The organism is Mycobacterium sp. E2327, assembly GCF_001672675.1.
Classification (GTDB): Bacteria; Actinomycetota; Actinomycetes; order Mycobacteriales; family Mycobacteriaceae; genus Mycobacterium.
This window is the reverse complement of record NZ_LZKE01000144.1, coordinates 1-22866: the sequence shown is the minus strand read 5'-3', so window position 1 is coordinate 22866 and position 22866 is coordinate 1. Positions and strand designations below refer to the sequence as shown.

Here is a 22866-nt window from a genome sequence, read left to right as displayed (position 1 = left end):
CGGTTACGCGCTGTGATCGGCCGGCACCCGCTCGCCGTCGACCGGCGGCCCGGGAGGGGTTCCGTCCCCGAAAGGCCTGCCGCCCAGGGTTTCCCGGCTGTGTGGGGCAAGCCAGCCGGCCAGGTCCGGTCCCTTGGGCACGATGCGCGTCGGGTTGATGTCGGCGTGCACGATGTAGTAGTGCTGCTTGATCTGGACGAAGTCCACGGTGTCGCCGAAGCCGGGCGTCTGAAACAGGTCGCGCGCGTAGGCCCACAGGACCGGCATTTCGGACAGCTTTGACCGGTTGCACTTGAAGTGCCCGTGGTAGACGGGGTCGAAGCGGGCCAGGGTGGTGAACAGCCGGACGTCGGCCTCGGTGATGGTGTCGCCCACCAGGTATCGCTGGTTGGCCAGGCGGTCGCTGACCCAGTCCAGCGCGGTGAACAGCCGGTCGTATGCCGCTTCGTAGGCCTGCTGCGAGCCCGCGAAACCGCAACGGTAGACACCGTTGTTGATCTCGGTGTAGATCCGCTTGCTCACCTCGTCGATCTCGGCGCGCAGCGGCTCCGGGTATAACTGCGGCGCGCCGTCGCGGTGGTAGGCCGTCCACTCGGTGGACAGATCCAGCGTCAGCTGCGCGAAGTCGTTGGTGACCACCGCGCCGGTCGGGATGTCGACGATCGCCGGGACGGTGATCCCTTTGGGGTAGTCGGGAAAGCGTTTGAAGTAGGCGTCCTGCAGCCGCGGGATCTTCAGCACCGGGTCGACGCCGCCCGGGTCAAGGTCGAAGGTCCAGCTGCGCTCGTCGTGGGTGGGGCCGCAAAACCCAATGGAGAGAACGTCTTCCAGGCCAAGCAGCCGCCGGACGATGATCGCGCGGTTGGCCCAGGGGCACGCGCGGGCCACGATGAGCCGATAGCGGCCCGGCTCTACCGGGTAGCCGTCGCGTCCGTCGGCGGTGATGCGGGTGTTGATGTAGTTGGTGTCGCGGGTGAATTCGCCCGCAGGGGCGACATAAGAGGCCATGAGGACAATTCTGCCCCTTCGGCCGGCGTCAACTAATCGGCGATTCCGCCCATCGCGTCGGCCTTCGCGCTCGTCTGGAACCGGCGGGCCAGGTTGGCCTCCGTCGATTCGGCGGGCTCCCAATGCGCGATCCACGGTCCGGTGCCCTCGGACTGATCGACGATCCCGTCCTCCAGCCAGGTGTACCGGCCCTCCAGCACGTCGTGGGTCAGCCGCACGTCGCTGCTGTCGGTATTGGCCCACAACGCCTGGAACAGGGCCTCGACCCGCAGTGTGGCTTGTTGGCAGAACGTGTCGGCCAGCTCGTAGGCCTGCCGGCCGACGGCGGGGTCCGCCGCCCGCTGCCCCTCGGCGCGCACGCACGCCGCCGACATCGCGAACAGCTCGGCGCCGATGTCGACGACGCGACCGAGGAATCCCTGCCGCTGCTCGAGCTTGGCCTGCCAGCGCGCCATCCCGTAGAAGGTGTTGCGGGCCAGCTTGCGGGTGGAGCGTTCGACGAACCGCAGGTGGGACGCCAGCGGGCCGAACTCGCTATACGCCCTGGGCCGCTGCCCTTCACCGAACACCAACTGCGGCAACCACTTTGCGTAGAAGCCGCTCGCGCCGACGGCCGCGGCGGCCTTTTGCCGCAAGCCGGTGTCGGCCTTGGCGAGGTCGCCGGCCGCGGTCAGGTGGGCGTCGACCGCCTCGCGCGCGATCAGCAACCGCATGATCTCGCTGGATCCCTCGAAGATGCGGTTGATCCGCAGGTCGCGCACCACCTGCTCGGCCGGCACCGCGCGCTCCCCGCGCGCGGCCAGCGACTCGGCGGTCTCGTACCCGCGCCCGCCGCGGATCTGCAGGAGCTCGTCGGCGATCAGGCAGGCCATCTCGCTGGACCACAACTTGGCCAGCGCCGCCTCGATCCTGATGTCGTTGCGGCCTTCGTCGGCCATCTGGGCGGAGAGCTCGAGCACCGCGTCGAGGGCGTAGGTGGTGGCGGCGATGAACGAGATCTTGCTCGCGACCGCTTCGTGTTTGGCGAGCGGTTTGCCCCATTGCACGCGCTCCCCCGACCATTCGCGGGCTATCTTCAGCGCCCACTTCGACGATCCCGTCGCGCTCGCGGGAATCGACAGGCGCCCGGCGTTGAGCGTGGTCAGCGCGATCTTCAAGCCGTCGCCTTCCCGGCCGATCAGGTTTTCGGCGGGCACCCGCACCCGGTGCAGCCGGGTGACACCGTTCTCGATGCCGCGTAGCCCCATGAACTTGTTACGCCGCTCCACGGTGATCCCGGGCGAATCGGCCTCGACGACGAAGGCGCTGATGCCGCCGCGGTGCCCCTCGCTCTTGGGCACCCGGGCCATGACCACCAGCAGTTCGGCGACCACGCCGTTGGTGGTCCACAACTTCACGCCCTCGAGTTCGTACGCCTTGCCGTCCTCGACGGGTGTCGCCGTCGACGCCAGGCGCGCCGGGTCCGAGCCCACGTCGGGCTCGGTGAGCAGGAACGCCGATATGGCGCCGGCGGCGCAGCGCGGCAAGAACTTTCGCTTCTGTTCCGGCGTGCCGGCAAGTTTGAGCGGCTCGGGCACCCCGATCGACTGGTGGGCCGACAGCAGGGCGCCGAGGCTGGGATGGACCGAAGAGATCATCACCAGCGCGCGGTTGTAGGCCACCTGCGACATGCCTAGGCCGCCGTATTCGGTGGGTATCTTCATGCCGAAGCAGCCCAGCGCGGCCAGGCCCTTGACGTATTCGTCGGGGATCTGCGAGTCGCGCTCGATGACGCTGCCGTCGACGGTGTCGAGGAACTCGCGCACCTTGCCGAGGAAGGCGTCGATGCGCGCCTCGTCGGCGGCGGAGGGTTTGGGGAACGGGTGGATGAGTTCTAGCGGAAAGTGCCCGAGAAAGAGCTCTTTGGCGAATGACGGTTTATCCCAACCACTTTCGCGGGATTCCTCGGCCAGGGCCCTCGCTTGTTCCTCGGTGACCTGAGCTTGCTGTGCCATCGCCGCCTCCTCGCTAACGACTCACATCGAGGTCATGGGTACCCGCCGGTGGGCGGAGTATTACGACCTACGCACGTCGAAGTTACCACCCAGTAGCTTCTCGGCATACCGGTTCGTCGCGAGTGGCTCGAAGCTCAGGAATCGAGCTCCCGGGCCACCGCCTTGACCACCTCGGAGACGCGATGCGCGGTCTTGCGGTCGGGGTATCGCCCCTTGCGTAACTCGGGCTGCACGGCGCTTTCCAGCAGCGTGATCATGTCCTCGACCATCCCGTGCAGCTCGTCGGGGCTGTGCTTGCGCTCGACCGGCGCCGCCTCGCGGCGCGTCTTGGCAAGGCTGGGCGGCGGATCGATCAGCTTGAGGCTCAAGGCCTGCGGTCCACGGCGACCCGAGGCGACGCCGAACTCCACCCGCTGCCCGGACTTGAGCCCCTCGACCCCTTCGGGCAACGCCGACGAACGGACGTAGACGTCCTCGCCGTCCTCCTGTGACAGGAAGCCAAACCCCTTTTCGGCGTCGTACCACTTAACCTTGCCGGTCGGCACTGGTCTCACCTGCTTGTCTGACGGAACACTAGGATGGGCAACGCAAGAAGCGTCCCGCCTGCGCAGGACGCATGTTGGATTCTGATCCTACTCGGATGCCCGCCTGACGAGCACCCCCGTTACCCGTCACTCGGTAGTCTGGGCATTACCGCAGGAGGAGAGATGCGCCTGATCCTGAACATCGTCTGGCTGGTATTCGGTGGCCTGTGGATGGCCGCCGGATATCTGCTGGCGGCGCTGGTCAGTTTCCTGCTCATCGTCACCATTCCCTTCGGCTTCGCATCGCTGCGCATCGCGTCCTACACGTTGTGGCCGTTCGGCCGCACCATCGTCGACAAACCGACCGCCGGGACCGGCGCGCTGATCGGAAATGTCGTCTGGGTGCTGCTTTTTGGGTTGTGGCTGGCGATCGGTCATCTGGTGAGCGCGGTGGCGATGGCGGTCACCATCGTCGGCATTCCGCTCGCGCTGGCCAACCTCAAGCTGATCCCGGTGTCGTTGATGCCGCTGGGCAAAGAAATCGTTCCCTCGAACTCGCCCACCCCGCCGACCCGATTCGCGCCGGTGGCCGCATGACGCTGACCGCTTTGGGCTTACCGACCGTCCGCGGCCGCGCGGACCAACCCGTCGCTCAAAACGTTCCGGGCAGCGGCCCGCTGCTGGACACCTACGGACGCGCCGCCACCGATCTGCGGGTGTCGCTTACCGATCGTTGCAATCTGCGGTGCAGCTACTGCATGCCGGCCGAGGGCCTGGACTGGCTCCCCGGCGAGCAATTGCTGAGCCCCGACGAGCTGGCCAGGCTGATGCGCATCGCCGTCACCCGGCTGGGCATCACCAGCGTGCGGTTCACCGGCGGCGAGCCCCTGTTGTCCCGCCACCTCGAAGAGGTGATCGCCGCGGCGGCGGCTCTGCGGCCCCGCCCCGAGATCTCGCTGACCACCAACGGCGTGGGGCTGGCGCGGCGCGCCGCGGCCCTCGCCGAGGCGGGCCTGGATCGGGTCAACGTGTCGATGGACAGCGTGGACCGAGACCACTTCGCGGCCATCACCCGCCGGGACCGGCTCGCCGACGTGCTGGACGGCCTGGCGGCCGCCAAAGCGGCCGGCCTGACTCCCGTCAAGGTCAACGCCGTCCTCGACCCCGCGACGGGGCGTGAGGACGTCGTCGGCCTGTTGCGGTTCTGCCTCGAGCACGGCTATCAATTGCGGGTCATCGAGCAGATGCCGCTGGATGCCGGGCATCAGTGGCGGCGTGGCGCCGCGCTGACGGCGGACGACGTGCTGGCGGTGCTGCGCCCGCACTTCCGGCTGCGCCCGGACCCGGCGCCGCGCGGCTCGGCACCGGCCGAGCTCTGGCTGGTCGACACGGGCCCCAACACGCCGAGCGCGAAGTTCGGTGTCATTGCGTCGGTGTCGCACGCCTTCTGTTCGACCTGCGACCGCACCCGGCTCACGGCCGACGGCCAGATCCGCAGCTGCCTCTTCTCGACCGACGAGACCGACCTTCGGGGCCTGCTGCGCGGTGGGGCCGACGACGACGCGATCGAGGCGGCGTGGCGCGCCGCGATGTGGGCTAAGCCCGCCGGCCATGGCATCAACGATCCGGACTTCATCCAGCCCGTCCGTCCCATGAGCGCGATCGGTGGCTAGCCCGGCGGGCCAGGCCGCGGCCGAGGCGGCGGGAATCCAGGTGACGGTCCGTTACTTCGCGGCCGCGCGCGCCGCGGCGGGCACGGAATCGGAGACTGTGGTGGTGCGCCCGGGCACCACGATCGCCGAATTGACCGAGCGTCTCGCAGTCCGCGGATCGCGCCTCGCCACGGTGTTGAGCCGGTGCTCCTACCTGCGCGACGGCATCGCCGTTCGCGACGAAACCATACCGTTACAGACCGGTGACACGATCGACGTTCTGCCGCCCTTCGCCGGCGGATGAAACTGTGAGATACCTCACGTAACGGAACGATAACGGCAAAATCACGCTCCGATATCGGGGGTTATGACCAGCGGAAATCCCTAGCGTTCCTGGGCTTTTCGCAAATGGCCGAGAGGGAAACGCCGGGTTTCGCAAGACGTGACGAGACGAACAGAACGCGCTAGCGTCACCGACGGTTCGTCAATCTACCGAACGGCGTTCCTCCCCTCCTATCGCGCCGAGCTCCATCCAATAGGCGGGGATCACCGACCAACAGCGGATGGAGGCGGGGGACCCACCGGTCCACCGTGATCGGACCGGAGCCGCTTGCGGCTCCTAGGGGTGAAGCCGACACCGGCTCCCATGCGGAGCGCGGCGACGGCCGGGTGGCCTCTCCAACCCGAACCCGACAGCTGACCTCGTAGGCGCGTCACGAGAGAGGAATATTTCGGCGCGTATGAGTGGACGTCACCGTAAGCCCACAACATCCAGCATCAGCGTCGCCAAGATCGCCTTCACAGGGGCGGTAATTGGTGGCGGCAGCATCGCCCTGGCCGGCCAGGCCGCCGCGGCCACCGACGGCGAATGGGACCAGGTAGCCCGCTGTGAGTCCGGCGGCAACTGGGGAATCAACACCGGCAACGGCTATCACGGCGGTGTTCAGTTCAGCTCGAGCACCTGGGCCTCGCACGGCGGCGGCGAATTCGCCCCGTCGGCCGAGATGGCAACCCGGGAACAGCAGATCGCGGTCGCCGAGCGCGTGCTAGCGACCCAGGGTCGCGGCGCGTGGCCCGTGTGCGGCGGTCCGCTGTCGGGCCCCACTCCGCGCCAGGTTCCCGCGCCCGTACCCGCGGGCATGGACAACCCCATCGATGCGCCCGGCCTCAACGGCTTGCCGCCGCTGGCACCGCCGCCCGCGGACGCCCCGCCGCCGGACGCGCCTCCGCCTCCTCCCCCGCCGCCCGCCGACCCGGGCCCGCCGGTGACGCTGACGTCGTTCGGCCAACCGACGCCGCCCCCTGCGGACGCGACGCCCCCGGCGCCTCCCGCGGACGCCGTGCCGCCCGCGCCGCCCGTGGATGTGCCGCCGCCGCCGGCCGACTCGCCCCGCACCGCGGACGTGGGCTTCACCCGGCAACTGTTGGAAGCGATCCGCGGCGCCGACATCCACGGGAACGACGCGCTGGACGCCCTGGGGCAGCCGCCCCAGGCCAGCTGACGCCTCCACTTATCCCAGACGCCCGGCGCTCTCCCGCTAAACCTGCCGATTGCGGGAGGGCGCCCGGGTCGTCTCTAGGCCGAGCCCACCCATTCCTCGGTGCCGTCGTCGAAGAACTGGTGCTTCCACACCGGTAACCGCGCCTTGATGGTGTCCACCAGCTGCGCGCAGGTGTCGAACGCCTCCTGCCGATGGTCGGCGGCCACCGCGGCCACCAGCGCCGCCTCCCCGATGTGCAGCACGCCGATGCGGTGGCTGGCCGCGATCGCGCGCACCCCCCTGGACAACTCGGCGACCTCGCCGACGACCTGGGCCAGCACCTGCTCGGCCGACGGATGCGCGGAATACTCCAACCGCACCACCCGACGCCCACCGTCGTGGTCGCGAATCATGCCGACAAAGCCGACGATCGCCCCGGCCGACTGATGGCCCACCAGCTCTTCGTGCTCCGCCAGAACGATCGGCTCTTCGGTCATGGCGGCGCGCAGCACCCGGGTCATCCCTGGTGATCCCCGCCGGCGAGTTGGTCGAGTGCGTGGTCGAGCACGTCGGCGAGCACGCCGAGCCCGTCGCGCACTCCTCCGGGTGATCCCGGCAGATTCACGATCAGCGTGCGGCCGGCCACACCGCATACGCCGCGCGACAGCACCGACGTCGGCACCTTCGGCAGGCCCGAGTGGCGGATCGCGTCGGCGAGCCCGGGGATCATGTAGTCCAGCACCGCGACCGTCTGGTCCGGGGTGACGTCGCTGGGCGAGATACCGGTGCCCCCCGAGGTGATGATCAGGTCGACCTCGGCGTCGAGCGCCCCACGCAGCGCCTCACCGACCGGCTCCCCGTCGGCCACAACCTCGGGCTGCACGGGCGAAAAGCCATGCTGTTCAAGCCATTCCGCGATGATGGGCCCGCATCGGTCGTCGTACACGCCGGACGACGCACGGGTCGAGGCGATGATTATTCGTGCGGATCGCGTGCCCATCACCGCTCCCAGGTTCCGGTCTTGCCGCCCTGCTTGCGAAGCACCCGGATGTCATCGAGACGGGCGGCCGGGTCAACAGCTTTGATCATGTCGTACAGCGTGAGCCCTGCCACGCTGACGGCGGTCAACGCCTCCATCTCCACGCCCGTGCGGTCGGTGCTGCGCACGGTCGCGGTGATCTCGATGTCCGACTCGCCAACGGTGAAATCGACGTCCACCCCGGTGAGCGCGAGCTGATGGCAGAGCGGGATCAGGTCGCTGGTGCGCTTTGCCGCAAGAATGCCCGCCACCCGCGCGGTAGCCAGCGCGTCGCCCTTGGGCAGGCCGCCGGTCGAGACGAGCGCCACCACCTCCGGCGACGTGCGCAGGGCGCCCGCCGCGACGGCGGTGCGCCGAGTGGCGTCCTTTTCCGTGACGTCGACCATGTGCGCCGCGCCCCGCTCGTCCAGGTGCGAGAGCGTGCCTGCCGAGGCCTTGGCGGCCTCCGGGGCCCCAGCCATGGGTTATCGGTTGACGACCGTGACCGGGTGAACGTAGGGCAGGTCGGTCGCGGGCAACGGGAAGACCAGCTCCCCGAAGGGTGACAGCGCACCCGTCCGGTCGCTCACCAGTTCGCTCACGGCGTGGTCGTCCGGGTCCGTCGTCGGCCAGCCGTTGTCGACGTAGTTGGTCTTACGCGCCTTGCCTTCAGCAGAGTCAGCCACGGGGTCCATTCTGACAGGTGGCGCCCACGCCCGCGGCGCAAGGCCACGCTGACCGTGGGATTTGCCTACCAGCGGGTCGCGAGGACTGCTTTACGCTGGTCAGCAATGACCGATAACACCCCGGACATCCCGCTGGGGTCCTGGCTGGCCGACTTGCCCGACGAGCGGCTGATCCGACTGCTGGAACTCCGGCCAGACCTCGCCCAGCCCCCGCCTGGCAGCATCGCGGCGCTGGCCGCGCGCGCCCAGGCGCGCCAGTCGGTCAAGGCCGCCACCGACGACCTGGACTTCTTGCGGCTGGCGGTGCTGGACGCGCTGCTGGTCCTGCAGGCCGACTCGGCCCCGGTCCAAATCGCCAAGCTGCTCGCGCTCATCGGCGACCGGGCCCCCGAGGCCGACGTGCTCGGCGCGCTGGACGACCTGCGGCAGCGCGCGCTGGTCTGGGGCGATGCCGCGGTGCGGGTGGCCGCCGATGCCGGCACCGCCTTGCCGTGGCACCCGGGGCAAGTCACGCTCGAGGACAACTCCCGCACCGGCGAGGAGATCGCCGGCCTCATCGACGACCTCGACCAGCCCCAGCTCGACGTCTTGCAAAAGCTGCTCGAGGGTTCGCCGATGGGCCGCACCCGCGACGCCGCCCCCGGCGCCCCGGCGGATCGCCCGGTGCCGCAGCTGCTGGCGACGGGTCTGCTGCGGCGCATCGACGCCGACACCGTGATCTTGCCCCGGCACGTCGGGCAGGTGCTGCGCGGCGAGGACCCCGGCCCCATGCAGCTGACGGCCCCCGACCCGGCGGTGTCGACCACCACCGCGGACGACGTGGACGCGGTCGCCGCGGGAGCCGTCATCGACCTGCTCCGCGAGATCGACGTGCTGCTTCAAACCCTGGGCGCCGCACCGGTTTCCGAGCTTCGCAGCGGCGGACTGGGAATTCGGGACCTCAAACGGCTGGCCAAAACGACCAGCGTCGAGGAACCGCGGCTGGGCCTGATCCTCGAGGTCGCCGCCGCGGCCGGGTTGATCGCCAGCGGCATGCCCGACCCGGAGCCCGCCGAGGGCGAGGGACCGTACTGGGCACCGACGGCGGCCACCGAACGGTTCTCCGCGATGACCGCCGCCGAGCGTTGGCACGTGCTGGCCGGCACCTGGCTCGACCTGCCGGGCCGCCCCGCGTTGATCGGTACCCGCGGTCCCGATGCCAAACCCTATGGCGCCCTTACCGATTCGCTGTACTCGACGGCCGCGCCGCTGGACCGGCGACTGCTGCTGGGAATGCTGTCCGAGCTGCCGCCCGGGGCCGGTGTCGACGCCGTCACCGCCTCGGCCGCGCTGATTTGGCGCCGTCCGCGCTGGGCCAGACGGCTGCAGCCGAAACCCGTTTCCGATCTGCTGACCGAATGCCACGCGCTGGGCCTGGTGGGTCGGGGAGCGCTCAGCACGCCCGGGCGAGCGCTGCTGGACGACGCCGGCGATCCGGAGCTCGCCGTGCAGGCGATGACGCGCGCGATGCCCGCACCGATCGACCACTTCCTGCTGCAGGCCGACCTGACCGTCGTGGTGCCCGGCCCACTGCAACGCGAACTCGCCGAGGACCTGGCGACCGTCGCCACCGTCGAATCGGCCGGCACGGCGATGGTGTACCGCATCAGCGAGCAGTCCATCCGGCACGCGCTCGACATCGGCAAGACCCGCGACTGGATGCACGACCTCTTCACCAAGCACTCCAAAACCCCGGTGCCGCAAGGACTCACGTACCTCATCGACGACGTCGCCCGTCGGCATGGCCAGCTCCGAATCGGCATGGCCGCATCGTTCGTGCGGTGCGAGGACCCGGTGCTGCTCGCCCAGGCCGTCGCGGCCGCGGAGGACCTGCAGTTGCGCGCCCTGGCGCCGACGGTGGCGGCGTCGCCGGCGCCGATCGCCGAGGTGCTCGTCAGGCTGCGGCAGGCGGGCTTTGCCCCGGCCGCCGAGGACTCCTCCGGTTCGATCGTCGACGTCCGGCCTCGCGGAGCGAGGGTGCCCACCCCCCAGCAGCGGCGGCCCTACCGGCCCGCGCCGCGCCCCAGCGGGGAGACGCTGAACGCCGTCGTCTCGGTGCTGCGCAAGGTGACCGCCGCGCCGTTCGGGAATATCCGCGTCGACCCCGCGGTCACTATGTCGACGTTGCAGCGCGCGGCCAAGGACCAGGACACGTTGGTGATCGGCTACCTCGACGCCGCCGGCGTGGCCACCCAGCGGGTCGTGTCCCCGATCTCCGTGCGGGGCGGGCAGCTGGTTGCCTTCGATTCGGCGTCCGGGCGGCTGCGTGACTTCGCCATCCATCGCATCACGTCGGTGGTGTCGGCGGAGTCCGGATAATGGGAGCTATGACCCGCGCCGTCGACGATGCAGAACGAAGTGATGGGGAGGAGCGGCGCAATTGACTGACGGACCATTGATCGTGCAGTCGGATAAGACGGTGCTGCTCGAAGTGGATCACGAGCTGGCCGGCGCGGCACGCGCAGCCATCGCGCCGTTCGCCGAGCTGGAACGCGCGCCCGAGCACGTGCACACCTACCGCATCACGCCCCTGGCGCTGTGGAACGCCCGCGCGGCCGGCCACGACGCCGAACAGGTCGTGGACGCGCTGGTCAGCTTCTCCCGTTATGCGGTGCCCCAGCCGCTGCTGGTCGACATCGTCGACACCATGGCCCGCTACGGCCGGCTGCAGCTCGTCAAGCACCCGGCGCACGGCCTGACGCTGGTCAGCTTCGACCGCGCGGTGCTCGAGGAGGTGCTGCGCAACAAGAAGATCGCGCCGATGCTCGGCGCGCGCATCGACGAGGACACCGTCGTCGTCCACCCCAGCGAGCGCGGCCGGGTCAAGCAGATGCTGCTCAAGATCGGCTGGCCCGCAGAGGATCTCGCCGGCTACGTCGACGGTGAGGCGCACCCGATCAGCCTCGAGCAGGACGGCTGGCAGCTGCGCGACTACCAGCAGCTGGCCGCCGACTCGTTCTGGTCGGGCGGTTCCGGGGTGGTGGTGCTGCCCTGCGGCGCCGGCAAGACGCTCGTCGGCGCGGCCGCGATGGCCAAAGCCGGTGCGACGACGCTGATTCTGGTCACCAACATCGTCGCCGCCCGGCAGTGGAAACGCGAGCTGGTCGCGCGCACCTCGCTGACCGAGGACGAGATCGGCGAATACTCCGGCGAGCGCAAGGAGATTCGGCCCGTCACCATCTCGACGTACCAGATGATCACGCGACGCACCAAGGGCGAATACCGCCACCTGGAACTCTTCGACAGTCGCGACTGGGGACTCATCATCTACGACGAGGTGCACCTGTTGCCGGCGCCCGTGTTCCGGATGACCGCCGACCTGCAGTCCAAGCGGCGACTTGGCCTGACCGCCACGTTGATCCGCGAAGACGGCCGCGAGGGCGACGTGTTTTCCCTGATCGGCCCGAAGCGCTACGACGCGCCGTGGAAGGACATCGAGGCGCAGGGCTGGATCGCACCGGCGGAATGCGTCGAGGTGCGGGTCACCATGACCGACAACGAGCGGATGATGTACGCCACCGCCGAACCCGAAGAGCGATACCGGCTGTGCTCGACGGTGCACACCAAAATCGCTGTGGTCAAATCGATTTTGGAAAAGCATCCCGGCGAGCAGACGCTGGTGATCGGCGCCTACCTCGATCAACTCGACGAACTCGGCGCCGAGCTCAACGCCCCGGTGATCCAGGGGTCGACGCGAACCAAGGAACGGGAGGCGTTGTTTGACGCCTTTCGCCGCGGCGAGGTGTCCACCCTGGTGGTGTCCAAGGTGGCGAACTTCTCCATCGATTTGCCGGAAGCGTCAGTGGCCGTGCAGGTTTCGGGGACTTTCGGCTCGCGCCAAGAGGAGGCCCAGCGGCTGGGCCGGTTACTGCGGCCCAAGCACGACGGCGGCGGCGCCATGTTCTACTCGGTGGTGGCCCGCGACAGCCTGGACGCCGACTATGCCGCGCACCGCCAGCGCTTCCTCGCGGAGCAGGGCTACGGCTACATCATCCGCGACGCGGACGACCTACTGGGCCCGGCCATTTAACCGCGAGCCAATCGCTAGAGCGACAGGATCGTCGCCGAGGCCGTGCCGGGTGCTCCGTACACCTGGGCCAGGCCCACGCGCGGGTTGCCGGGCACCTGACGCTCGCCCGCCTCACCGCGCAGTTGACGCACCAGCTCGTGCATCTGCCGCAGGCCCGACGCGCCGATCGGCTCGCCGTTGGCGATCAGCCCGCCGTCGGTGTTGACCGGCATCGAGCCGTGGATCTCGGTGGCGCCGTCGGCCAGCAGCTTCTCCTGCTCACCGTCGGCGCACAGGCCGGTCTCGGCCATGTGGATGACCTCGTTGCCTGCGTCGGTGTCCTGGAGTTGGGCCACGTCGACGTCCTCGGGCCCGATGCCGGCGGCCTCGTAGGCCGCCTTGGCGGCGTACACCGTCGGGGAGACATCCTCGTCCAGCGGAGCGAAGGTGGCGTGCACCTCGTAGGCGCCGTAACGGCGGGTACGGATCTCGCAGGCCCGCACATACACCGGCTTGTCGGTGTACTTGTGCGCCATGTCGGCCCGGCACATGATCACCGCCGCGGCGCCCTCGTCGGGCGCGCAGAACATGTACTGCGTCAGCGGATAGTTGAGGACGGCCGAGTTAAGGATCTCTTCCTCGGTAATCGGCTTGCGGCGGAACGCATTCGGATTCAGAGCGCCGTTGCGGAAGTTCTTCGCCGCCACCTTGGCCAGCGTGGCCTGGGAGATGTTGTGGTCGTGGATGTACTTGTTGGCCTTCATGCCGAAGAACTTGGTGGTGACGAACTGCCCGTTCTGCGCGTACCACTGCGGCAACGCCAGCTTGGCGGGGTCGTCGGTGAAGGCGCCGCGCGGGTGCTTGTCCAACCCGATCGCAATACCGAGGTCGTACTTGCCCAACCGGATCGTGTCGGCGGTCTGCTGAATCGCGCTGGCGGCCGTGGCGCAGGCGTTGAACACGTTGGTGAATGTGATGCCGGTCAGCCCGACCAAACGGGTCACCGCGTCCGGGTTGGACACCTCGTGGCTGCCGCCGAAGCCGAATTGGATGTCCTTCCACTCCACGTGGGCGTCGGCCAGCGCGGACTGGATGGCCTCGGCCCCCATCTGCATCGCGGTCTTGTCGAACCTGCCGAACGGGTGCAGGCCCACACCGATGATGGCAACGTCGTTAGTCATCTCAGGCTCCTCTTTGATAATTGGTGGCGACCCGCTTAACCCGGCTCCGCCTTCTGGTGGCGACCCGCTTCGCCCGGCTTCGCCGCGCTCGCGATCGCCACCGCCGCGCTCGCGATCGCACTACACCGGCTGGAATGCGAACGTCATGACCTCGGCGCCCTCGTCGTCCGTGGTCAACGGCACCATGGTCAGCTCGACCTCTTGGCCGAATTGCAGCTTGGCCGCGTCGTTTTCGGTCAGCCGCGCCTCGACTCGGATGATGTCGCCCAGCTGCACCAGGCCGACGCCGAAGGGCACGAAATCGTTGCCGGTCGGGCCGGCGTAGGGGGCGCCGGGCGGGAAGCCCTGGGTGGTCCACGCCACCAGGGTGCCGCGGCGCGGCAACAGCAACTCGGTCATCTCGCCGCCGCTGCAGCGCGGACACCATTGCTGCACCGGGAACGTCGTGGCGCCGCAGGCGCCGCAGCGACTCCCGATCAGCTGCGGGTTCTCGTCGGGCCAGGTGGAGATTTCGGGGGCCAGCGCCTTCTGCATTAAGGGATCCTCCAGCGTCCGAACAGAACAATGCTAACTGAACCGTATAACAGCTTTCCGAAAAGTGGAAACCGTATTCTCATTATCGCTTATCCGGATCTCGTTCAAGGACTCGCCCCACAGTGCCTGGCGAGGCGGTCGACGTTTTGCCCGCCTCCGAGCGACAACCCTGCCCCCGGTCCGCCGGCTCCCTTGGCGTTGTCGCTACGAGGCGGGCACATTGGACATCCCTTCGGCGAGAGACTGGTGTGGCCGGTGTAACCGTCGCCGGCACGTTATGGTGTCGGAGCCCCGAGTCGACGATAAGGAGACGACTATGCCGGTCACGGTGCTGCTCGAACTCAGGTTGAAGCCAGAGTCGGTGTCCGCGGCGCGCGAGGTCATGGGCCGGGCGCTGCAAGTCACCCGCGCGTTCGACGGGAACCTGGTCACCGACGTGCTCGTCAACGAGGACGACGACGCGCACTGGGTGGTCTACGAACTCTGGGACACGGTCGAGCACGACGAGGCCTACCGCACGTTCCGGGCCGGCGAGGGCAAGATTGCCGAGCTGCCGCCGCTGCTCGCCGCACCGCCCGTCAAGACGCGGTACACGACCACCGACATCTAGCTCAGCGCGGGGATGACTTCCCGTTCGAACAGCTCGATGCCCGAGCGGTCGTACGCGGCCTCCGGGAAATAGCAGATCGCGTACTCACATCCAAGATCGCGGATCTTCGCAAGCCGTTCGATCGCCTGTTCCGCGGTGCCCACCGCCGAATCCGGGCCGGTGGTGCCGGCGATCATGGCATCGGCGGCGGCCTCGGGCACGTAGCCGACCAACCGGTCGCGCACGCGGCGCAGCCGATCCTTGACGTCGTCCTCCGACGTCCCGACGATCGCGTTGACGTTGACCGAACGCACGATCGCCCCGAAGTCGGTGCCGACGTCGCGGCAATGCCCTTCCAGCACCGACGACTTGTGGGCGAACGCCTCGAGCTCCGGGGTGAAGTTGGTGTACTGCGCGTATTTCGCGGCGATGCGCAGGGTCACTTTCTCCCCGCCCCCGGCGATCCACAGCGGTATGCCATTGTCCTGCAATGGCTTCGGGGCGACGATCGCGCCGTCCACCTGGTAGTGCTCGCCGTCGAAGCTGACCTTGCCGTCGCGCCAGGCGTCGCGCATGATCTGTACGCCCTCGTCGAGGCGGCCCAACCTCACCTTGGCCGACGGGAACCCGTAACCGTAAGCGCGCCACTCGTGTTCGTACCAGCCGCCGCCGATTCCCATCTGGATGCGGCCGCCGGAAATGATGTCGGCGGTCGCGGCCACCTTGGCCAGGTACACCGGATTGCGGTAGCTCATCGCCGTGCACATCTGACCGAGTTTGATCCGCGACGTCGTCGCCGCGTAAGCCGCCATCAGCGACCAGGCCTCGTGGGTGGCCTCGCCCGTCGGCATCGGGACGGTGTGGAAGTGGTCGTAGACCCACAGCGAGTCCCATGCGCCGTTGTCGGCGTGGGCTGCCAACTCGCGCATCACCGCCCAATGTTTTTCGGGTTCGATGCCGACGAGATCCATCCGCCAGCCTTGCGGAATGAAGAGACCGAAGCGCATAGCAAGGGACTTTAGCCCGGTGACGATGCGGCCCGGAACGGGCCGAGGAGGAAGCGGGCAATCAAACATAGCCTGGTGCCGACTTCACCTCATAGCCGATGCATAGCTTCGGCCCAGCCGTCGCCGACAACCGGGCCTTAGAAATGACGCATGACAAACCTCGGGCACGCTCGCCTCCGCAAAGTCCGTGCGCTCCGGCTGATCTTCGCCGGTGCCGCGGCCATCGCGGCGCTCACACTGTTCATCGCCTCGCCGCCTTGCAAGACCGCGCCCGACGCCGCATCCGGCCCGTCGACCACCGCGCCCTTCGCCACCGACGACACCAATTTCGTCAACGACAACGGCCAGACCTCGGGCGACATCTTCACCCAGAACGCCCAGGACCAGAACTAGCGCCGCTCCCCGCGCCAGTACCGGCGGTTAGGCTTACCCGCTATGCGGGTTCTGATCTCCGGTGCCAGCATCGCCGGACCGGTGCTGGCGTACTGGCTTACCCGCCATGGCTTCGACGTCACCGTGGTCGAGCGCGCGGCGACGCTGCGCAAGACGGGCGGCCACGCCGTCGACCTGTTCCGCCCGGCGATGGAGATCTCGGCGAAGATGGGCGTCTTGCCCCGCATTGAGGCACTCGCCACCGGAACCGACCGCCTGACGATGTATCGGGAGGGCCGGCCCCAGCCCACCGAGGTCGACCTCACCAAGCTGGTGGGCATCGCGTCGGACCGGCACGTGGAGATCATGCGCGACGACCTCAGCGAGATCTACTACGACGCCGGCCGCGACGACGTCGAATACCTCTTCGGCGACTCCATCACGGCGATCGAGCCCGACGGCGAGGTCACCTTCGAGCGCTCGCCTGCCCGCAGCTTCGACGTCATCGTCGGCGCCGACGGGCTGCACTCTAACGTCCGACGCATAACTTTCGGCGACGAAGCCGGGCTCACCCGCTTCATCGGTGGCTACCTGGCGGTGGTATCGGCGCCCAAGACGCTGGCCGTCCCCGGCGAGATGCTCGGCCACATCGGCGTCGGTCGACTCGTGGCCGTCTACACCGCGGATCATCTGGACGACGCCCGGCTGGTGTTCATGTTCCGCAGCAAGGAAGAGCTCGACTACGACTATCGGGACTCGTTGCGCCAGAAGGAATTACTGCGCGACGCCTTCGCGGGGATGCATCCCCAGGTGGACGACTGGCTGGGAGAACTCGACCGGACTCCCACGTTCTACTTCGACGCGATCAGCCAGTTGCGGATGAACATCTGGTCGCGACGACGAGTCACCCTCGTCGGAGACGCCGGGTATTGCCCCGGCCCCGCCGTCGGCGGCAGCACCAGCCTCGCCGTCCTGGGCGCCTACGTGCTGGCCGGCGAACTCGCCCGGGCCGACGGCGATCACCTGCGCGCGTTCGCGGCCTACGAGTTGGAGATGCGCGAACCGGTGCATCGCAGCCGGTCCTTCGCGCGGGGCGCCGCCAGGACCATCATCCCCGGCTCCCGGGCCGGTGTCTGGGCGTTAACCCGTGGGGTCCAACTGATCTCGTTGATGCCCGGTTCGCTCTCCAGGTCGCTGGCGAGGCTGAACACCAAGGGCGTTCGCATGTACGACTCGATGCGGGTGCCCGATTACAGCGAAGTCGAAGTTTGATGCGAAGGGGGTGATCTCCCGTGGACCTTGCCGGTGTGGGCATCTGGAGCAGCCAGCTGCGCTACGGCGATGCCGCCGAAATCGCGGACGCCGCAGCGGAATTGGACGAGCTTGGCTTCACCGCGCTGTGGATCCCGGACGTGGGGGGGCCGGTGTTCGACGCGGTGGGGCGGCTGCTGGCCGCGACGGCGCGGACCGTGATCGCCACCGGGATCCTCAATCTCTGGATGCACGCGGCCGGCGATGTGGCCGACTCCTATGCCGCCCTGACCGCTGAGCACGGCGACCGTTTCCTGTTGGGGATCGGCGTCAGCCATGCGCCGCTGATCGACGCCGGCCAGCCCGGCCGGTACCGCAAGCCGCTGGCGGCGACGGCGTCGTTCCTCGACGGGCTGGACGCCGCACCGCATCCCGTGCCCGCCGCGGCCCGCGTGCTCGCCGCGCTCGGCCCGAAGATGCTCGAACTGTCGGCGTCGCGCGCCCGTGGCGCGCATCCCTACCTCGTCACTCCCGACCACACCGCTTCCGCCCGTTCGACTTTGGGCGAGGGCCCGTTGCTGCTGCCGGAGCAGACCGTGATCCTTTGTGACAGCGCCGACGAGGCGCGCCGCATCGGAACCGATTGGCTGCAGGGGTATTTGGCGCTGCCCAATTACGCGAAAAACCTGCTGCGCAGCGGGTTCACCGAGGACGACCTGGCCCAGGTCAGCGATCGGCTCTTCGACGCGATCATCGCGTGGGGCGACGAAGCCGCCGTCATGCGCAGGGTGGCCGAGCATCAGGCGGCCGGCGCCGACCACGTCTGCGTCCAGGTGCTGCTGGCCGACCCGGCGGAATTCCCCCGTGAGCAATGGCGCCGAATCGCCGCGGCCCTCTGACCGCGAGCAGACACAAAAGCCCCCGAAAACACTGGGTTTTGGGGGCTTTTGCGTCTGGTCGGCAGAACTAGGTCAGCGAGTCCGGCGGCAGGAAGCGGTCGCCGTACTTGGCGGCCAGCTCGCGGGCCCGGGCCACGAAGGCGTCCTTGCCCGTCCCGCCGGCACCGGAGTAGCCGACGATGAACTGCGCGCTGCCACCGGTGTAGGGCGGGAACCCGATGCCCATGATCGACCCGATGTTGGCGTCGGCGGTCGACGTCAGCACGCCCTCGTCAAGGCACTTCTGGGTTTCCAACGCCTCGGCGAACAGCATCCGGTCGATCATGTCCTGCAGCGGCGGCTGCGACGAACCGGACTTGAACGTCTCGCGCAGGCCCGGCCACAGCTGGGTGCGCTTGCCGTCGACGTACTCGTAGAAGCCCGCGCCCTTCAACCGCGACGGGCGGCCGAGTTCGATCATCTTCTCGACGACGGCCTCCGCCGGGTGCGGCTCGTAGGTGCCGCCGGCGTCCTCGACGCCCTTGCGGGTGGCCGTGGCGATCTTGTGCATCAGCTCCAGGTTGAGCTCGTCGGAGAGCTGCAGCGGCGGCGCCGGGTAGCCCGCCTGCGTACCGGCGTGCTCGATGGACGCCGGCTCGACACCCTCACCGAGCATCGCGAGCGCCTCGTTGACGAACGTGCCGATGACGCGGCTGGTGAAGAAGCCGCGGCTGTCGTTGACGACGATCGGGGTCTTGCCGATGGCCAGCGTGTAGTCGAACACGCGGGCCAGCGCCTCGTCAGAAGTCTTCTCGCCCTTGATGATTTCGACCAGGGGCATCTTGTCGACCGGGGAGAAGAAGTGGATCCCGATGAAGTCCTCCTGCCGCTTCACGCCGGTCGCCAGACCGGTGATCGGCAGCGTGGAGGTGTTCGACCCGAGCAGCGCGTTGGGTTCGACGATGTCCTCGATCTCCTGGAACACCTTGTGCTTGAGGTCCTGGTTCTCGAACACCGCCTCGATCACGAAGTCGACACCCTTGAAGTCGGCGGGGTCGGCCGTCGGCGTGATGCGGTCCAGCAGCGCCTTGCTCTTCTCCTCGGTGGTCTTGCCCCGCTCGAGCGCCTTGGCCTCGAGCTTTTCCGAGTAATTCTTGCCCTTCTCGGCGGCCTCGATGCTGACGTCTTTCAGCACCACGTCGAAGCCGGCCTTGGCCGACACGTACGCGATCCCGGCGCCCATCATGCCCGCGCCCAGCACGCCGATCTTGTTGATCTTGACCGGCTCGATGCCGTCCGGCCGCGACCCGCCGCCGTTGATGTGCTGCAGGTCGAAGAAGAAGGCCTGGATCATGTTCTTGGCGACCTGGCCGGTCACCAGCTCGGTGAAGTAGCGGCTCTCGATGCGGGTGGCGGTGTCGAAGTCCACCTGCGTGCCCTCGACGGCGGCGGCCAGGATGGCCCGCGGCGCCGGCATCGGCGCGCCCTTGAGCTGCTTGCGTAGCAGTGACGGGAACGACGGCAGGATGGCCGCCAGCGCCGGCGACGACGGGGTGCCGCCCGGAATCTTGTAGCCCTTGACGTCCCACGGCTGGGTGTGCGCCTCCGGGTTGGCCTTGATCCACGCCTTTGCCGCCGGCACCAATTCGTCTACGCTGCCGACGACCTCGTCCACGAGACCGTTGTCCTTAGCGGCGGCCGGCTTGAACCGGGTGCCCTGGCTGAGCACGTTGACGAAGGCGTTCTGGATGCCCAGCATCCGCACGGTGCGGGTGACGCCGCCGCCGCCGGGCAACAGACCCAGCGTGACCTCGGGCAGCCCGATCTGGACGCCCTTGACGTCGGCGACGATGCGGTGGTGGCAGGCCAGCGCGATCTCCAGGCCGCCGCCCAGCGCGGCGCCGTTGATGGCGGCCACCACCGGCTTGCCGAGGGTCTCCAGGGTGCGCAGGTCGCGCTTGATGTCCTCGACCTCGGCGAAGACCTCGCCGGCGTTCTCCGGGCCGGCGTTGATCATGTGCTTCAGGTCGCCGCCGGCGAAGAACGTCTTCTTGGCGCTGGTGATCACCACACCGGTGACCGAGTCCTTCTCGGCGACAAGGCGTTCCACGGCCTTGTGCATGGACTCCTTGTAGTGCTCGTTCATCACGTTGGCCGACCCGGTGGGGTCGTCCAGCGTCAGCGTGACGATGCCGTCGGCGTCCTTATCCCATTGAATGGTGTTCTCTGCCATGGTCTTAAACCCTCTCGATGATGGTGGCCACGCCCATGCCGCCGCCGATGCACAGTGTGATCAGCGCGCGACGCGCGTTGCGGCGCTCGAGCTCGTCGACCATGGTGCCCAGGATCATGGCGCCGGTGGCGCCCAGCGGGTGGCCCATCGCGATGGCGCCGCCGTTGACGTTGAGCTTCTCGTCGGGGATGTTCAGGTCCTTCTGGAACTTCAGCACGACCGACGCGAACGCCTCGTTCAGCTCGAACAGGTCGATGTCGTCGACGGTCAGCCCGGCCCGGTCGAGCACCTTCTGGGTGGCGGGCGTCGGGCCGGTGAGCATGATGGTCGGGTCGGCGCCGGTGGTGGCGGTGGCCACGATGCGGGCGCGCGGCGTCAGGCCCTGTGAGGTGCCCGCCTTCTCGTTGCCGATGAGCACCAGCGCGGAGCCGTCGACGATGCCGGAGCTGTTGCCGCCGGTGTGCACGTGGTTGATCTTTTCGACCCAGTGATACTTCTGCAGCGCCACATCGTCGAAGCCGGCCATCGCGGCCAGGCCTTCGAAAGCGGGCTTCAGCTTGGCGAGGCCCTCCATCGTGGTGTCGGGGCGCATGTGCTCGTCGTGGTCGAGGATTAGCAGGCCGTTCTGATCGCGGACCGGGACCACCGACTTGGCGAAGTAGCCGCCCGACCACGCCTCGGCCGCGAGCTGCTGCGAGCGCAGGGCGTAGGCGTCGACGTCGTCGCGGGAGAAGCCTTCGATCGTGGCGATCAGGTCGGCGCCGATGCCCTGCGGCACGATGTAGGCGTCATAGGAGGTGGCCGGGTCCGCCATCATGGCGCCGCCGTCCGAGCCCATCGGGACGCGGCTCATCGACTCCACACCACCGGCAAGCACCAGGTCGTCCCAGCCGGAGCGGACCTTCTGGGCGGCGGTGTTGACGGCCTCCAGGCCGGAGGCGCAGAAGCGGTTGAGCTGCACGCCGCCGACGGTGTCGGGCATGCCGGCCGCGATCACCGCGGTGCGGGCGATGTCGCCGCCCTGGTCACCGACGGGCGACACGCACCCCAATACGACGTCGCTGATCAGGCTCTCGTCCAGGTCGGGGTGGCGCCGGCGCAGCTCCTCGATCAGACCGACGACCAGGTTCAACGGCTTGACCTCGGTCAACGACCCGTTCTTCTGCTTGCCGCGCGGCGTGCGGATCGCCTCGTAGATGAAGGCTTCTTCGGACATGTCGACTTCCTCTTCGAAGATTGGTTTGGGTCCGTCCTAAAACACTAGGTCCAGTACCGGCCACCCTAACAGGGCGCCCATCCAACCTGTTGGTTGGGCGGGATCCTGCTGGTCAGAGGGACGAACGCGACGGTGCAGTCAACTCGGCGCTGACACTTGGCCGCATTGGCCGCGCTAGTCACATCAGTCTCTCCACTCTCTGCGCCGGCCGATACCCGAACTGCCCGCCTCATAGCGACACCGCCAAGAACCCGCGCGCATTGTCGCTCTGAGGCGGGCACAAGCGGTGGTGCTCCGGCCAGGGGCCAATGTGGCGGCTGTGACAAGCCCGCTAAGGCGCGGCCTTAAGCTCCTCCCCCATGACGGTGTCGCGACTCCGGCCCTACGCGACGACGGTGTTCGCCGAGATGTCGGCGCTGGCCGCGCGGATCGGTGCGGTGAACCTCGGCCAGGGCTTCCCCGACGAGGACGGGCCCCCCGCGCTGCTAAAGGCCGCCCAGGACGCCATCGCCGCCGGCGTCAACCAGTACCCGCCCGGCATCGGCATCGCGCCGCTGCGCCAGGCCGTCGCCGCCCATCGGCGGCGGCACTTCGGGATCGCCTACGACCCCGACACCGAGATATTGGTGACGGTCGGGGCCACCGAGGCCATCGCCGCATCGGTGATCGGGCTGGTCGAGCCGGGCTCGGAGGTGCTCCTCATCGAACCCTTCTATGACTCCTATTCGCCCGTGGTCGCGATGGCCGGCGCGCACCGGGTGACGGTGCCGCTGGTGCCCGACGGCCGTGGCTTCGCTTTGGACGCCGACGCCCTGCGGCGGGCGGTGACGCCACGGACCCGCGCGCTGATCGTCAACTCGCCGCACAACCCCACCGGCACGGTGCTGAGCGCGACGGATCTCACCGCAATCGCCGAGATCGCGGTGGCCGCCGACCTTTTGGTGATCACCGACGAGGTGTACGAGCACCTGGTGTTTGACGCCAACCGCCACCTCCCGCTGGCCGGCTTCGACGGCATGGCCGAGCGCACCCCGGCGATGAGTTGCGCTGGGCCGCAGGCCCACCCGATCTTCCAACCGGTGCAGTTGAACATCTTGGCCGCGCTGGAGATCGTGATGGTGCGCTCGGCCATGCCGTCGAAGCCGGCCAGCGGGAGGTGGCGGTTGGCGTCAAACACCAGGTGCTCGTACACCT

The 22866-nt window shown here is 68.5% G+C and carries 22 protein-coding genes, 2 pseudogenes and 1 riboswitch; of the genes and pseudogenes, 11 read left to right on the top strand and 13 right to left on the bottom strand.

Going from position 1 to position 22866, the window contains the following annotated elements; all coding sequences use genetic code 11:
* Positions 1–3: 3 nt before the first annotated feature.
* The 3 genes from A5712_RS17505 to A5712_RS17495 all read right to left on the bottom strand — a co-directional run bounded on the left by A5712_RS17505 (position 4) and on the right by A5712_RS17495 (position 3547).
* Positions 4–1008, bottom strand: coding sequence for a glutathione S-transferase family protein (locus A5712_RS17505; protein WP_068107529.1), 1005 nt, complete (start codon positions 1006–1008; stop codon positions 4–6).
* Between the two features lie 32 nt (positions 1009–1040).
* The gene (locus tag A5712_RS17500) at positions 1041–3002 is read right to left on the bottom strand and encodes an acyl-CoA dehydrogenase family protein (protein WP_068107526.1); all 1962 of its coding nucleotides are present in this window, start codon (positions 3000–3002) and stop codon (positions 1041–1043) included.
* Positions 3003–3136: 134 nt separating this feature from the next.
* A complete protein-coding gene (locus A5712_RS17495; protein WP_068107525.1) occupies positions 3137–3547 on the bottom strand; it encodes a cold-shock protein in 411 nt (136 codons plus the stop codon).
* Between the two features lie 162 nt (positions 3548–3709).
* Here A5712_RS17495 and A5712_RS17490 point away from each other — a divergent pair, with 162 nt between their 5' ends.
* The 4 genes from A5712_RS17490 to A5712_RS17475 all read left to right on the top strand — a co-directional run bounded on the left by A5712_RS17490 (position 3710) and on the right by A5712_RS17475 (position 6680).
* Positions 3710–4123 (top strand): YccF domain-containing protein, encoded by a 414-nt coding sequence (locus tag A5712_RS17490; RefSeq protein WP_068107520.1) that lies wholly within the window; start codon positions 3710–3712, stop codon positions 4121–4123.
* On the top strand, positions 4120–5199 hold the full coding sequence (gene moaA / locus A5712_RS17485; protein WP_068107518.1) for a GTP 3',8-cyclase MoaA: 1080 nt from the start codon (positions 4120–4122) through the stop codon (positions 5197–5199). The genes A5712_RS17490 and moaA overlap by 4 nt, the downstream gene beginning before the upstream one ends.
* A complete protein-coding gene (locus tag A5712_RS17480) occupies positions 5192–5482 on the top strand; it encodes a MoaD/ThiS family protein (protein WP_068107516.1) in 291 nt (96 codons plus the stop codon). Before moaA ends, A5712_RS17480 begins: the two co-directional genes overlap by 8 nt.
* Positions 5483–5687: 205 nt before the next feature.
* Positions 5688–5907, top strand: a riboswitch (cyclic di-AMP (ydaO/yuaA leader).
* Positions 5908–5918: 11 nt separating this feature from the next.
* Positions 5919–6680 (top strand): transglycosylase family protein, encoded by a 762-nt coding sequence (locus tag A5712_RS17475; RefSeq protein ID WP_068107514.1) that lies wholly within the window; start codon positions 5919–5921, stop codon positions 6678–6680.
* 74 nt (positions 6681–6754) lie between these two features.
* On the opposite strand, the gene A5712_RS17470 is transcribed toward A5712_RS17475, so the two are convergent.
* Genes A5712_RS17470 through A5712_RS17455 form a run of 4 tightly spaced genes read right to left on the bottom strand, consistent with a single transcriptional unit; the run spans position 6755 to position 8363 of the window.
* Positions 6755–7180 (bottom strand): molybdenum cofactor biosynthesis protein MoaE, encoded by a 426-nt coding sequence (locus tag A5712_RS17470; protein ID WP_068107512.1) that lies wholly within the window; start codon positions 7178–7180, stop codon positions 6755–6757.
* A complete protein-coding gene (locus A5712_RS17465; protein WP_068107510.1) occupies positions 7177–7659 on the bottom strand; it encodes a molybdenum cofactor biosynthesis protein B in 483 nt (160 codons plus the stop codon). Before A5712_RS17465 ends, A5712_RS17470 begins: the two co-directional genes overlap by 4 nt.
* A complete protein-coding gene (gene moaC / locus A5712_RS17460; RefSeq protein ID WP_068107508.1) occupies positions 7659–8159 on the bottom strand; it encodes a cyclic pyranopterin monophosphate synthase MoaC in 501 nt (166 codons plus the stop codon). The genes A5712_RS17465 and moaC overlap by 1 nt, the downstream gene beginning before the upstream one ends.
* Before the next feature lie 3 nt (positions 8160–8162).
* Positions 8163–8363, bottom strand: coding sequence for a hypothetical protein (locus A5712_RS17455; protein ID WP_173817347.1), 201 nt, complete (start codon positions 8361–8363; stop codon positions 8163–8165).
* Between the two features lie 105 nt (positions 8364–8468).
* Here A5712_RS17455 and A5712_RS17450 point away from each other — a divergent pair, with 105 nt between their 5' ends.
* The gene (locus A5712_RS17450) at positions 8469–10721 is read left to right on the top strand and encodes a helicase-associated domain-containing protein (RefSeq protein WP_068107506.1); all 2253 of its coding nucleotides are present in this window, start codon (positions 8469–8471) and stop codon (positions 10719–10721) included.
* A gap of 61 nt (positions 10722–10782) precedes the next feature.
* Positions 10783–12432: a DNA repair helicase XPB gene (locus A5712_RS17445; RefSeq protein WP_068107503.1), complete on the top strand. Its 1650-nt coding sequence runs from the start codon at positions 10783–10785 to the stop codon at positions 12430–12432.
* A 14-nt stretch (positions 12433–12446) separates the two neighbouring features.
* On the opposite strand, the gene A5712_RS17440 is transcribed toward A5712_RS17445, so the two are convergent.
* Positions 12447–13592 carry a thiolase family protein gene (locus tag A5712_RS17440; RefSeq protein ID WP_068107500.1) on the bottom strand — a complete coding sequence of 382 codons (1146 nt, stop codon included), beginning with the start codon at positions 13590–13592 and terminating at the stop codon, positions 12447–12449.
* Positions 13593–13712: 120 nt separating this feature from the next.
* Positions 13713–14126 (bottom strand): Zn-ribbon domain-containing OB-fold protein, encoded by a 414-nt coding sequence (locus A5712_RS17435; protein ID WP_068107497.1) that lies wholly within the window; start codon positions 14124–14126, stop codon positions 13713–13715.
* Between the two features lie 316 nt (positions 14127–14442).
* Between A5712_RS17435 and A5712_RS17430 the strand changes: the two genes are divergently transcribed.
* Positions 14443–14736: a putative quinol monooxygenase gene (locus tag A5712_RS17430; protein ID WP_068107495.1), complete on the top strand. Its 294-nt coding sequence runs from the start codon at positions 14443–14445 to the stop codon at positions 14734–14736.
* On the opposite strand, the gene A5712_RS17425 is transcribed toward A5712_RS17430, so the two are convergent.
* Positions 14733–15722, bottom strand: a complete 990-nt coding sequence (locus A5712_RS17425; protein ID WP_068107493.1) for an LLM class F420-dependent oxidoreductase — start codon at positions 15720–15722, stop codon at positions 14733–14735. The two genes, A5712_RS17430 and A5712_RS17425, sit on opposite strands and share 4 nt — an antisense overlap.
* Before the next feature lie 150 nt (positions 15723–15872).
* Between A5712_RS17425 and A5712_RS17420 the strand changes: the two genes are divergently transcribed.
* The 3 genes from A5712_RS17420 to A5712_RS17410 are packed head-to-tail and all read left to right on the top strand — an operon-like array spanning position 15873 to position 18244.
* The gene (locus A5712_RS17420) at positions 15873–16115 is read left to right on the top strand and encodes a hypothetical protein (RefSeq protein WP_068107490.1); all 243 of its coding nucleotides are present in this window, start codon (positions 15873–15875) and stop codon (positions 16113–16115) included.
* Positions 16116–16157: 42 nt separating this feature from the next.
* Positions 16158–17366, top strand: a complete 1209-nt coding sequence (locus A5712_RS17415) for an FAD-dependent monooxygenase (RefSeq protein WP_068107488.1) — start codon at positions 16158–16160, stop codon at positions 17364–17366.
* Between the two features lie 20 nt (positions 17367–17386).
* Complete coding sequence (locus A5712_RS17410; protein ID WP_068107486.1) at positions 17387–18244, top strand: LLM class F420-dependent oxidoreductase; 858 nt, start codon at positions 17387–17389, stop codon at positions 18242–18244.
* A 67-nt stretch (positions 18245–18311) separates the two neighbouring features.
* Here A5712_RS17410 and A5712_RS17405 read toward each other — a convergent pair whose 3' ends face one another.
* Positions 18312–20456, bottom strand: coding sequence for a 3-hydroxyacyl-CoA dehydrogenase NAD-binding domain-containing protein (locus tag A5712_RS17405; RefSeq protein WP_068107484.1), 2145 nt, complete (start codon positions 20454–20456; stop codon positions 18312–18314).
* Positions 20457–20460: 4 nt separating this feature from the next.
* Positions 20461–21672, bottom strand: a complete 1212-nt coding sequence (locus tag A5712_RS17400) for an acetyl-CoA C-acetyltransferase (RefSeq protein ID WP_068107482.1) — start codon at positions 21670–21672, stop codon at positions 20461–20463.
* A gap of 359 nt (positions 21673–22031) precedes the next feature.
* On the opposite strand from A5712_RS17400, the pseudogene A5712_RS17395 reads away from it, so the two are divergent.
* Positions 22032–22721 (top strand): annotated as a pseudogene (locus A5712_RS17395) (aminotransferase class I/II-fold pyridoxal phosphate-dependent enzyme); the annotation flags it as partial.
* 29 nt (positions 22722–22750) lie between these two features.
* On the opposite strand, the pseudogene A5712_RS32710 reads toward A5712_RS17395, so the two are convergent.
* Positions 22751–22804 (bottom strand): annotated as a pseudogene (locus A5712_RS32710) (hypothetical protein); the annotation flags it as partial.
* Between the last annotated feature and the right edge of the window lie 62 nt (positions 22805–22866).

Coding starts and splice junctions, on each gene's coding strand:
- A5712_RS17505 (WP_068107529.1), bottom strand. CDS start 1,008: ATGGCCTCTTATGTCGCCCCTGCGGGCGAATTCACCCGCGACACCAAC.
- A5712_RS17500 (WP_068107526.1), bottom strand. CDS start 3,002: ATGGCACAGCAAGCTCAGGTCACCGAGGAACAAGCGAGGGCCCTGGCC.
- A5712_RS17490 (WP_068107520.1), top strand. CDS start 3,710: ATGCGCCTGATCCTGAACATCGTCTGGCTGGTATTCGGTGGCCTGTGG.
- moaA (WP_068107518.1), top strand. CDS start 4,120: ATGACGCTGACCGCTTTGGGCTTACCGACCGTCCGCGGCCGCGCGGAC.
- A5712_RS17475 (WP_068107514.1), top strand. CDS start 5,919: ATGAGTGGACGTCACCGTAAGCCCACAACATCCAGCATCAGCGTCGCC.
- A5712_RS17470 (WP_068107512.1), bottom strand. CDS start 7,180: ATGACCCGGGTGCTGCGCGCCGCCATGACCGAAGAGCCGATCGTTCTG.
- A5712_RS17465 (WP_068107510.1), bottom strand. CDS start 7,659: ATGGGCACGCGATCCGCACGAATAATCATCGCCTCGACCCGTGCGTCG.
- moaC (WP_068107508.1), bottom strand. CDS start 8,159: ATGGCTGGGGCCCCGGAGGCCGCCAAGGCCTCGGCAGGCACGCTCTCG.
- A5712_RS17450 (WP_068107506.1), top strand. CDS start 8,469: ATGACCGATAACACCCCGGACATCCCGCTGGGGTCCTGGCTGGCCGAC.
- A5712_RS17440 (WP_068107500.1), bottom strand. CDS start 13,592: ATGACTAACGACGTTGCCATCATCGGTGTGGGCCTGCACCCGTTCGGC.
- A5712_RS17435 (WP_068107497.1), bottom strand. CDS start 14,126: ATGCAGAAGGCGCTGGCCCCCGAAATCTCCACCTGGCCCGACGAGAAC.
- A5712_RS17430 (WP_068107495.1), top strand. CDS start 14,443: ATGCCGGTCACGGTGCTGCTCGAACTCAGGTTGAAGCCAGAGTCGGTG.
- A5712_RS17425 (WP_068107493.1), bottom strand. CDS start 15,722: ATGCGCTTCGGTCTCTTCATTCCGCAAGGCTGGCGGATGGATCTCGTC.
- A5712_RS17420 (WP_068107490.1), top strand. CDS start 15,873: ATGACAAACCTCGGGCACGCTCGCCTCCGCAAAGTCCGTGCGCTCCGG.
- A5712_RS17415 (WP_068107488.1), top strand. CDS start 16,158: ATGCGGGTTCTGATCTCCGGTGCCAGCATCGCCGGACCGGTGCTGGCG.
- A5712_RS17405 (WP_068107484.1), bottom strand. CDS start 20,456: ATGGCAGAGAACACCATTCAATGGGATAAGGACGCCGACGGCATCGTC.
- A5712_RS17400 (WP_068107482.1), bottom strand. CDS start 21,672: ATGTCCGAAGAAGCCTTCATCTACGAGGCGATCCGCACGCCGCGCGGC.